Below are 9,310 nucleotides of genomic sequence, written 5' to 3' on the forward strand. Positions count from 1 at the left end.
AGGTTTTGCACGCCCAGGTTGGTGACCATGATCTCCCACGGGCTGATCCTGGTGAAAAGTTCCTCGGCATCGCTGGTTGTGGCATCGGTGGTGATCATTTGCTCCAGGGCAAGGGAGGCCGTGCGGATTCCGTGCGCCGATCGGGCGACGTCGAGGTGCGCGGTCATCGCGCGGGCCTGCCCCCAAAACGGTGTCCCGTCCCACGGCACGTGCCCCGTCGCGGTCGGCACGATGCACAGGACGCAGCCTCCCTCGATTCCGAGAATCGGCCGCAGGTTGATCGGGGTGAGGACGCGGGTGAACTCTTCGCCGCGGTCTGTGGCCCGCACTCGGCACATCGCAACCACCAGCGCGGCGTGCACCGTGGTGCTTTCGGCCCGGCAACGCGCTACCAACGTCGCGGTATCTGCGCGGCTTAGGGCCATGGTGCGGACGTTGGTCAACGCACCATCGAAGGGACGAAGGACGCTGGGCGTGCTCATCCTCGCGTCTCCGGGCAGCGCGGTGGGCTTCAGCGGTTCAGCTGCTCCGAGCACATCCGAGACGATGCGCTCCTGACTTTGCGGCACAGGCAGACTCGCCAAGGTCTTACCGTTAAGCGCAGTGATCACGTCATTGAGCACGAGCGTGGAACTGATCCCGTCGGCGATCGTGTGGTCGAAGGTGAGCAGCAGCAGGCTACGCGAAGGGCCCTGCAGCAACGATGCACGCATCAACGGCGCACGCGAGCGATCGAACGGTCGGCTGAGCTCCTCGGCCGCGGCGGCCTGCCACGCCAGCTCAGTCCAGCGCCGGACGGTCAACTCGACCCGCGGGACCGCCGCCGCGCGATAGAAGCCCAGTCGTGTACCGGTCCGATCCTCTACATGCACCGAGAGCAGGGGATGCCGTCGCTGGACAGCGGCCAACGCGGCCCGCAGCTGGTTCACAGCGAGCACTTCACCAAATTCCGCCACGACCGAGAAATGAGCGGGATTGCGCTCGCTGTATCGGTAGAACAGCCGCTCCCCTGCGCCCAAAGGACGAACGAGAGTCGTGGCCTGGCAGTGATGCGGATGGTTGACGATCACCGAACCTCCCAACGCCGGTAAAGCACTGCGACACAATGCAGACGGGCCCCCGGCTGCCTCGGTTCATCGATTGACGCGAGTTCATCCGACGTTCAACTGCCAGAGTGCTCGATGCCACGCGGCCAGCTTGCGGCCGTGCGCGTGACTTAGCTCCTCACGTTGAGTCACGTTTCCCACATCTCGCGACATCGGGGCGACTCCCGGTGCGTCAGGCCGATCGTCGCGGCGCGCAACCGCATCCGGAGCTTGCCATACAAAAAAGTATGTTATGGTCTCCGGCATGTCCGTGGTCGAAAACCGCCCGCTGCACGGCGTCACCGACGAATTCGTTGCGCGGCTGGCCGATCGCGCCGACGAGGCCGAGCGATTGCGGCGCCTGCCCGCGGCGACGATCAGCGACTTCAGGCAGACCGACCTGTTCCGGTTGCTGCTGCCCGCCCGGTTCGGCGGCATCCAGGGCCCGTTTCCCGAACTGCTGCAACCGATTCGACGCATGGCGCACGGCTGCGCGTCGAGCGCCTGGACGCTCGGTTTCTACGCGCTGCACAACTGGATGCTGGCGCTGTTCGATCCGCGCGCACAGGACGAGGTTTTCGCGTCGGGGCCCGTGCTGGCGCCGGCTCCCCTGGCTCCCACCGGCCGTGGCGTCCCCGCCGACGGCGGGGTGCGCGTGACGGGCAGGTGGTCCTGGGCCACGGGCGCGCTGGATGCCGACTGGGTGATCGTCGGCGCGCTCATCGAACGGCAGGACCGGATCGATCCGGCGTTGGCCGTGGTGCCCGCCGCGCAGGTCGAGGTCGTCGACACCTGGCACACGGCCGGCATGCGCGGTACCGGCTCGCACGATCTCGTCATCACCGACGCTCTCGTGCCCGAGCATCGACTGGTCGCCGTGGCCGACATCTACGGCGGCACGGCACTCGGCGCGCGTGAGCACGGGGTCCCGACGTACCGGTGGCCGCTGGTTCCCGCGCTGGCACTCACGGCGTCCATGCCCGTGCTGGGGACCGCGGAACGGGTGACCGGACTCTTCGCCGAACGGCTCAGCGGGCGCGTGCTGGCCTACAGCGGGGTGGCGCAAAAAGATCAGCCCGCCGCGCAGATCCGGCTGGGCGAGGCCCGGGTACGGCTGAGCTCGCTGCGGGCGTTGGTCGCCAAGACCGCCGACGATATCGAGGCGATCGTGGTCAGCGGGGAACGGGTGAGCCGATCGGTGCGGGCCGACGCACGGCTGGCGGCCGCGCGCACCGTGCACGAAAGCCGGTCGATCATCGCCGATCTCATGGAGGCGTCCGGTGCCGGCGTTCACTTCCTGTCGAGTCCCATGCAGCGCGCCAAGCGCGATGTGGACATCGTCGCGGGTCACGTGGTGTTCGACTACGATACCGGTCGAGAGTTGGCCGGGGCGTTGGCGATTGGCGCGAAGATTTCACCCATCGCCATGGTCTGAGGTGGCCGTCTCGCCCAGCATCAGGGCCAGGAACCGTTCTCGTTGAGCCACCGACTGAGCCTGTTCGGCCGAGCTGGTGAGGTGCAGCAGTCCGATGCCCGCCGCGAAGGTCAGTTGGGCGCGCAGCTTCGCGTCCTCGACGCTGAAACCGTAGTCGCGGTAAGCCTTTATCACGGTGCGTAGCAGCAGCCGATCGGTGGCGCGGATTTTTTCGGCGGCCACCGGATCCAACCGGGCCCACTCGCGCATCGCCCGCTCGAGCATCCAGTACTGGGGGCTGACCAGATTGGCCGTCAGGGCCGACAAGCGCTCCCGGGGTGCCAGCGCGTCGAGCTCGGAGAGCGCCTGGCGGTCGCGTTCGAGGAATTTGTTCCACGACTCGATCAGCGCGGTCCGATAGTTTCCGATGTCCTCGAAGTGCCAGTAGAAGCTGCCGCGGGTGACGCCTGCCTGCTGGCAGAGGCGTTCGACTTTGAGGGCGCGCACCCCCTCTTCGGCGAGCACGGTATAACCCACCTCGAGCCAGTCCTCGGCTGACAGGCGGGTCGAGGGCTGCTTTCGCACCACCACACCACGTAGGTTACGGGAGGGGTCCCTCGTTCGTCGGCGGAACGGGGAGTCGGGCGGTCTCATCGAGGTCGACCTCGAGCGCGTTCAGCATCAACGCCAGGCCCGCAGACCGGTTGATCACCATTAACGCTTCGACGGTGGCCTCCGAGCCGAGTGCCGTGTGAACCTGGTCGAAGTTTGGTTGCGCGACGTGACGGGTGGTCACCAGCTCGGTCGTCAGTCGCAGCACCGCCATCTCGGTAGGGTCGAATTGTCCTGTCTGCCAGTCGGACTCGGAGGTGACGGCGTCGATGGTGGCGAGGTCGAGTCCGACCGTTTGCGCGACGTCTCGGTGCTGGCCGAGTTCGTAGGCGCAATCCATCAGATAGGCGGTGCGCAGCACGATCAGTTCGCGAAGCCTTCTCGGCAGGACCGGGCTGGTCAGGGCGGCGTCGCCGGCCACCATCCAGCCGGTGAACACCTTCTCGGCGTTGGCCAGTGCGCGATAGACGTTCAGATTGCCGCGCCGCGCGGTCAATTCGCGGGCGAGTTCGGTCATGCCTTCATGCCGGCGATAAGGGACGCGGGTCATTTTGCATCGATGTCGAGGTCGACGGCGTTGAGCACCAGCGCGAGGCCGTAATAGCAACTCACGATCATAAGCAGTTCGGTGAGCGCCTCGTCGCCGAGCAGGGCGTGGGCGGAGGCGAAGGTGTCGTCGCTCAGCCGGCGGATGGCGCACAACTCGGTGACGGTGTCGATGACGGTGCGTTCGTCGCGGCTGAATCCGGCCACTTTGAGGTCCGCCTTGTTCTGTAGGGCGTCGATCTGTTGGTCGGAGAGCCCCGCTTTGCGGGCGAAATTCACGTGCTGAGCGAGTTCGTAGGGCGAGTCCTGCATGTGGGCCACCCGCAGGATGATGATTTCGCGCATCCGCGGGGTGAAGGTGGGGCTTTCGAAGAGCTCGCCGGCCATCTGTGCCCAGCTCGCGAATATGTTGGGGGCATTGGCGATTAGCCGCAGCACATCGAGGGTGTCGGGGCGGGTCAGCAGCTGCCGGATCTGTTCCGGTTGCTCGTCCGCTTTGGCCAGAGGCATTCGCGTCATACGCCGAGGCCCTTTCTCGTCGAGGAGGCGTTCCTCGACTGTAGTGAACGGGTTTCGGACGTATAGAGCGTTGCCGAAACCGCTAGCTCATGCGCTATCGCTTTCGGGCTCTACCCGCGGACCCGGCGCCCGGCTGCCGATTGCGTGTGATTGCGGGTTATTTCGCTTTCGCGTCGCCGACCGTCACTTGGTCACGATGGCCGAGTTGTAGTTAGGGGCCCACGCCCGCTCGAAGACGGCGATGGGCACTTGCTCGTCGCGGCCGGTACTGATGCCGCTGTCGTTGAGATGCACCACCCCGGCCTTGCTGTCAATGCCCGTGACCACCACGAAGTGGTTCGCAGAGTTCCGCTTTCCCGGCCGATTCCAAATTGTTTCGGCATTGAGGATGGCGATGACCTTGTGGTTTCCCCCCAGGTTGCGCGCCACGGCGGCGGTATCGGTCTGAACGTTGTCGGCTCTGATCCAGTAGTGCCACAGCAGTACCGGAAGGTCGGCGATATTGGTGGTGCCCGTTGGCGTCCAAATCGGCCCGTGACCCGCTGTGCTCGGTGTGTTTTCGGCCAACGTGATCATCTGCTGCTCTGTTGGCTCGTGTCCCGTAATTTGGCCGACCACATCGGCCACTGCCATTTCCCCACAGTCGGAAGCGTGTTGCTCGCGCCAGTAGGGCGCGGCGGCGACGGGATCGCCATACATTCCCAACTCATGGTCGGCGTCGGGGACGGGAACGCCCGGGTTGGCGTGCACCCCAGCGGCCAACATCACCGGCGACGCTGCGATCGTGGCGGACAACAAAACGACCCGGCCGACCGCTAGTGCGGCGCTGGTGATCTTTGCCCGCGAGGTGCTCGCCATGGGTGTCCGCTCCGGCGCCGCCGCGACGGCGTGTAGACGTGACGAAAAGAGGTTCAGGTTGTGGCCCTGAACGGAGATTGACAGAAAGTTGGCGGAAATCCCGCACCGACACGCGGGTAGTTATTGCCATGAAATCAAGCTGGCATCCGTAAGGCCTCAGACTGTTTGGCGCACGGCGAGCACCCCGACGGCCAGTGCGTACTCAGACGTCTTGCGGCACATCGGCGTCCGCCGGGGAAGCGTCGGCGAGCAGTCGAAGTTCGTTGAGCGTGTCGGGACGTGCGATGGACTGCTGGATCCGTTCGGAATGCCGCAAGGTGCTGACCGAAGGCATGCGCGTCATCGCGTAGTCCTTTGTCTACCGGTCGGTGCGCGGCGAGGGTGAATGTCCCTCCAGCGTCGCAAAGGACTCCTCGACCATAATTCGCGCCCGACGCGATGTGGTCGTGAAAATTGCCGCGGTATTGTGCGGATCCTCGAAGCGGCCGGGAAGTCGACTTTGCCGGTACGGACCGACTCGCGCGCCAACCGACACGCCGTCTTCACCGGGGCCTCCATGCGCAGTGTCCCCTCGATTAAGCCGGGGATCAGGCTGCGGTCGTCACGCATGGCAGCTCGGCGCAATTTCGGCGCTATTCGCCTCGGCCACCCGGGACATTCGACCGACATTGCCTGTAAACACGTTGGCAGCCCCAGGGGTTGCAGATCATTGCAGCTTGCCGCACCGTACGCATTACCGCTCGTACGCAACGCAGAACTTTTGCGGCTGAAGGGCAGTTCCAGCCTGTGGCGAGCAACGAAAACAAATACCCGCCGAGGGACCGCCGGGTTAGGAGGTGCCAGCGAGTCTATGCCGACTCAGCTTGCATTGGCTGCTTCATCGAGAACCTGAACTTCGTCTGAGTTTCGGGACTTGCTCGCCAAGTTGAGAGTCTTTGTGAGCGCCCAAAGCAAATATTGCTCGCGCGCGTCGACGGCAGCATAGATCAGCTCATCTTCATCCATCGTAGGAACCTCCACGCCCTCATCCGCATCTGAAATGAAAGTCATCACGTGGCGAGCCACTGCCTCAGCGAGGGGCGGGGGTACGGAATTTCCGATTTGGCGGAACTGCGCCGAGCCTTGGCCTGCCCAGTTTACGCCCACAGGGAATCCTTGAAGTACCGCTGCTTCTTCTACAGTGAGACGGCGTAACGGGCCGTCGATCCGCCCCATGGGTAGCGGCTCTCCTCCCTCCCACAAATGCGCGTGGTACTTGCGCACCCAGGAATCGTGTTCGCCCTCGAGCATGTTCTGCTCAATGATGGGTGTTCGATTTCCACCCATCGATGCGGGCAGGGTGGTTGAAGGCCGCTCGAGGTCCAAGGGCCTGCCAGCCCCGTTGAATAACATCCCTGCATACGGTGACCTCCGAAGCACTGGCTTAGCAGCGGGAGTAATTTTCGCCGGGCAGAACGTGTTATTGCCAGGTTCTCCGAATCGCGGTAGTCGCTTGAACGCCTCGCGGACCGAGATGGCGGGCGAAGCGGGGTCCGGGTCAATTTCGGGGATCAACCCATCGCCGCGAAGGCCCATTAGGAACATTCGGCTGCGCTCTTGGGGCGTGCCAAAGTTCGCGGCATTCAAAAGTGAGAGGCGCGTGGAGTATCCCAAGATCCTTGCCGCCGCAAGCAAGTCCTCCCGCAGATCAGCCCAGCGCTCGTTGTCGTAGAGGTTTTTCACGTTCTCCATGACGAACGCTTTAGGCTTAAGCCTGCTCACTAGAGACAAAAACGTCCACACGTGCCTACTGCGCAGGTCGTGTGGGTCCATCTTCCCGGCTACAGAAAAGCCCTGGCAGGGTGGCCCGCCAATGATGACGTCTGCGCCTGCGGCCGGCCGCAGGTCGACATTGTGGACGTCACCGGCAACTGCCACCCGTGCCTTGGAGAACCGTCGGTGCGTCTCGACGGCGACGGGATCGATGTCGTTCGCAAAAATGATTTCGAACCCCGCACGTTCAAAACCTATGTCGAGGCCACCAGCGCCGCAGTAGAACGTCGCTACTGTCGGCTTGCTGCAAAACCCCACCGATCCTCCTCTATGTGACTTATCGTCCGTGGACTAATTAGTCTCGTTTGGCCGAGAGTCTGCCAGGTGGACTCAGACTACGGGAGCGTGCTGACAAGCTTCGGCAAGGCGCTCCGGCGAGCCAGAAGTAGAGCAGGCCTGACGCAGGAGGGCCTGGCTGAAGCCAGCGGTCTGGATCGCACCTACGTAAGTGGTGCAGAGAGGGGCGTTCGAAATCCCAGCTTGGTGACGCTTGCCCGGTTGAGCGACGCGCTCGACATCCGCCTCAGCGACCTGCTTACCTCAATCGAAGTGGGTGGCCGCAGGTGACCAGAAAGGTTGAGAGGAGCCGCGAAAGCTTCGAGGAACTGTTCTTCCATGCGAATGTCACCTATGAGGTTCCAATGCGCGTAGAGGTTGACCTCAATGTCGTCTTCGCCTCAAGAGCGACAGGCTTTCGCGAGTTGCTAACTACAGTGGTTTTCGCGAGGTTGATCGATTACCAATATGACCCGACCGTAGAACTATACGAATGTCATCCCCGGCCGTTATATGAGCAGATCATCCGTCCGGTGCTCAGAGAGCGCGGCGTCCCCTGCGGGCAATCAGGCCCGTTGAACGTCGCGAAGGCGGCAAAAAGCCTAAATGAACAATGGGCAGCTCAAAGGAGGCCTCCCCAGGTTGCGCAAGCGATGCTCCGGCTTATTGAAGAAGCATTGACAATGCGCCCAGCCGGCTTGGGAGCGTTCGCTCGAGAGCTTGGTGTTCGCTTCGACGCACTTGCGCTCGAGGTGGTTCTCACGAAGGCTTACCTGCCACCTGTCGATTCCTCCGCAGAACTCGCAAGGGTGGCGCGCCACCTGATCGATCGTCACCCGCTTGGGGGAGCAACCCCTCAGTTGCTCGTCGGCGTTGCTCTAGAGGCCGAATTCCTTCCTATAGGTGGCGCCTGCGTAGAAGGGGCGCGTGACAGCGTTTCCACCACAAATCTCACGTCAGGCAAGGTGGGCGACGTCGCTGTAACGATCGACGGGGCTCTGGCTCGCGTCTACGAAGTAACGATTAAGCCGTTTACGCCGCAAAGAATTGACGAGTGCGTTCAGTCAATAGATGGCTACTTCTCACATAAGCTTCCGGAAGATATGGTGGTGATCGTCCTCTGCCGTCAGGGGGATGTGCCAGCTGATTGTAAGCCTACATCGGACCCGCTGTTTCTTGGCGAGCTAATTCGAGGCGGAATTGTCTTCGAATTTGTGAATATTTACGGATGGCTTGCCGGAAAACTTGCAGAGCTGCCACTTACCGGCCGGCGTTACTTCTTTGAGCAAGTACAAGACTATTTAAATGGTTCGAGGGTGCCCAAGGAAGTTCGGCAGTCCTGGATCAATTCATTTTCATGAGCCAAGCGATGCCTGATATCTGACGTGACCCCACCCTATGACTGCACCACTAAATATGACCCAGTGTTCCCTTGACACCGTTTCGCCGAGGTCGAAGAGTGAACCGCGCCGCCTTAAAGGAGCTTTCGAGCTACCGCTTCCGGATCAGCCATTACGTCGCATTCCCAAATTCGGACTGCTTTCCACCCGAGTGCCTCGGCAACTTCAACAGCTGCGGTATCTCGTTTGGCAGTTCGGGCCAGCTTCGCCTCCCAGAGACGAGCGTTCGGACCGCTCCATGGCCTCTTCCGGCCATGCTTCGGGCAGTTGTGCCAGAAGCAGCCATCCACAAAAACCGCAACTTTGTGGCGCGGCAGGACTATGTCAGGGCTACACCCAGGCGCAAGCCTTCGATGCAGACGAAACCTCGCCCCCAGTCGATGCAGGGCAGACCTAAGGCGCATCTCGGGAAGCGTTCCTTCGTTGCGGCGGCCTGAAAGATGACGACTTCGTGGGGTGCTCTGCCACTGCTCGGCCACAGCTTCATGTTAGTTGCTGGGAACTTTCGCACAAAGGTGAGGGGCCGTAAGGGCCAGCTGACCGCAGCGTTGTGGTCTCCGATGTTGACGTCGGCACGCGGCCGCTCGGAAACCAGTCGTCGTACGGAAAAGCATTAACCGCAGCGAGGATCGAGATATCTGGAACAATATAAGACGGTGTCAGCAGCCCTCGAATCGATTTTGCTTGGCGGATACGCAGCCAAGCAGTGCCCCGTACGGGTACAGAACGACTACCTGCCGCTTGTGCCGACATTGAAGTGGGAGCCGGCCCCGGAGGAACAGGACCAC

General features: G+C 62.6%; 11 protein-coding genes. 3 read left to right on the top strand and 8 right to left on the bottom strand.

Annotated features, from left to right (window positions below; genetic code table 11):
• On the bottom strand, positions 1 to 929 hold a 929-nt coding region (locus tag A5652_RS12150; RefSeq protein WP_197513934.1), incomplete at its 3' end, for a condensation domain-containing protein.
• Between the two features lie 421 nt (positions 930 to 1,350).
• Between A5652_RS12150 and A5652_RS12155 the strand changes: the two genes are divergently transcribed.
• Positions 1,351 to 2,520 (top strand): acyl-CoA dehydrogenase, encoded by a 1,170-nt coding sequence (locus A5652_RS12155; RefSeq protein ID WP_067351073.1) that lies wholly within the window; start codon positions 1,351 to 1,353, stop codon positions 2,518 to 2,520.
• Here A5652_RS12155 and A5652_RS12160 read toward each other — a convergent pair.
• The 6 genes from A5652_RS12160 to A5652_RS12180 form a co-directional block, all read right to left on the bottom strand.
• Positions 2,500 to 3,036: a TetR/AcrR family transcriptional regulator gene (locus A5652_RS12160; protein WP_197513936.1), complete on the bottom strand. Its 537-nt coding sequence runs from the start codon at positions 3,034 to 3,036 to the stop codon at positions 2,500 to 2,502. The two genes, A5652_RS12155 and A5652_RS12160, sit on opposite strands and share 21 nt — an antisense overlap.
• Before the next feature lie 64 nt (positions 3,037 to 3,100).
• Positions 3,101 to 3,661 (bottom strand): carboxymuconolactone decarboxylase family protein, encoded by a 561-nt coding sequence (locus A5652_RS12165; protein WP_067351065.1) that lies wholly within the window; start codon positions 3,659 to 3,661, stop codon positions 3,101 to 3,103.
• Positions 3,658 to 4,176 carry a carboxymuconolactone decarboxylase family protein gene (locus tag A5652_RS12170; protein WP_197513935.1) on the bottom strand — a complete coding sequence of 173 codons (519 nt, stop codon included), beginning with the start codon at positions 4,174 to 4,176 and terminating at the stop codon, positions 3,658 to 3,660. The genes A5652_RS12165 and A5652_RS12170 overlap by 4 nt, the downstream gene beginning before the upstream one ends.
• Positions 4,177 to 4,359: 183 nt before the next feature.
• A complete protein-coding gene (locus A5652_RS12175; RefSeq protein ID WP_082983869.1) occupies positions 4,360 to 5,034 on the bottom strand; it encodes a C39 family peptidase in 675 nt (224 codons plus the stop codon).
• Between the two features lie 202 nt (positions 5,035 to 5,236).
• Entirely contained in the window at positions 5,237 to 5,377 is a 141-nt protein-coding gene (locus A5652_RS27570) for a hypothetical protein (protein WP_156745297.1), read from the bottom strand.
• A 515-nt stretch (positions 5,378 to 5,892) separates the two neighbouring features.
• A complete protein-coding gene (locus A5652_RS12180; RefSeq protein ID WP_067351067.1) occupies positions 5,893 to 7,104 on the bottom strand; it encodes a DNA cytosine methyltransferase in 1,212 nt (403 codons plus the stop codon).
• An 87-nt stretch (positions 7,105 to 7,191) separates the two neighbouring features.
• Here A5652_RS12180 and A5652_RS29145 point away from each other — a divergent pair, with 87 nt between their 5' ends.
• On the top strand, positions 7,192 to 7,413 hold the full coding sequence (locus A5652_RS29145; protein ID WP_369805786.1) for a helix-turn-helix transcriptional regulator: 222 nt from the start codon (positions 7,192 to 7,194) through the stop codon (positions 7,411 to 7,413).
• The gene (locus A5652_RS27575; RefSeq protein WP_156745298.1) at positions 7,410 to 8,483 is read left to right on the top strand and encodes a hypothetical protein; all 1,074 of its coding nucleotides are present in this window, start codon (positions 7,410 to 7,412) and stop codon (positions 8,481 to 8,483) included. The genes A5652_RS29145 and A5652_RS27575 overlap by 4 nt, the downstream gene beginning before the upstream one ends.
• A gap of 113 nt (positions 8,484 to 8,596) precedes the next feature.
• On the opposite strand, the gene A5652_RS26705 is transcribed toward A5652_RS27575, so the two are convergent.
• On the bottom strand, positions 8,597 to 9,001 hold the full coding sequence (locus tag A5652_RS26705) for a very short patch repair endonuclease (protein ID WP_082983871.1): 405 nt from the start codon (positions 8,999 to 9,001) through the stop codon (positions 8,597 to 8,599).
• Between the last annotated feature and the right edge of the window lie 309 nt (positions 9,002 to 9,310).

The organism is Mycobacterium sp. 1165178.9, assembly GCF_001673555.1.
GTDB lineage: Bacteria > Actinomycetota > Actinomycetes > Mycobacteriales > Mycobacteriaceae > Mycobacterium.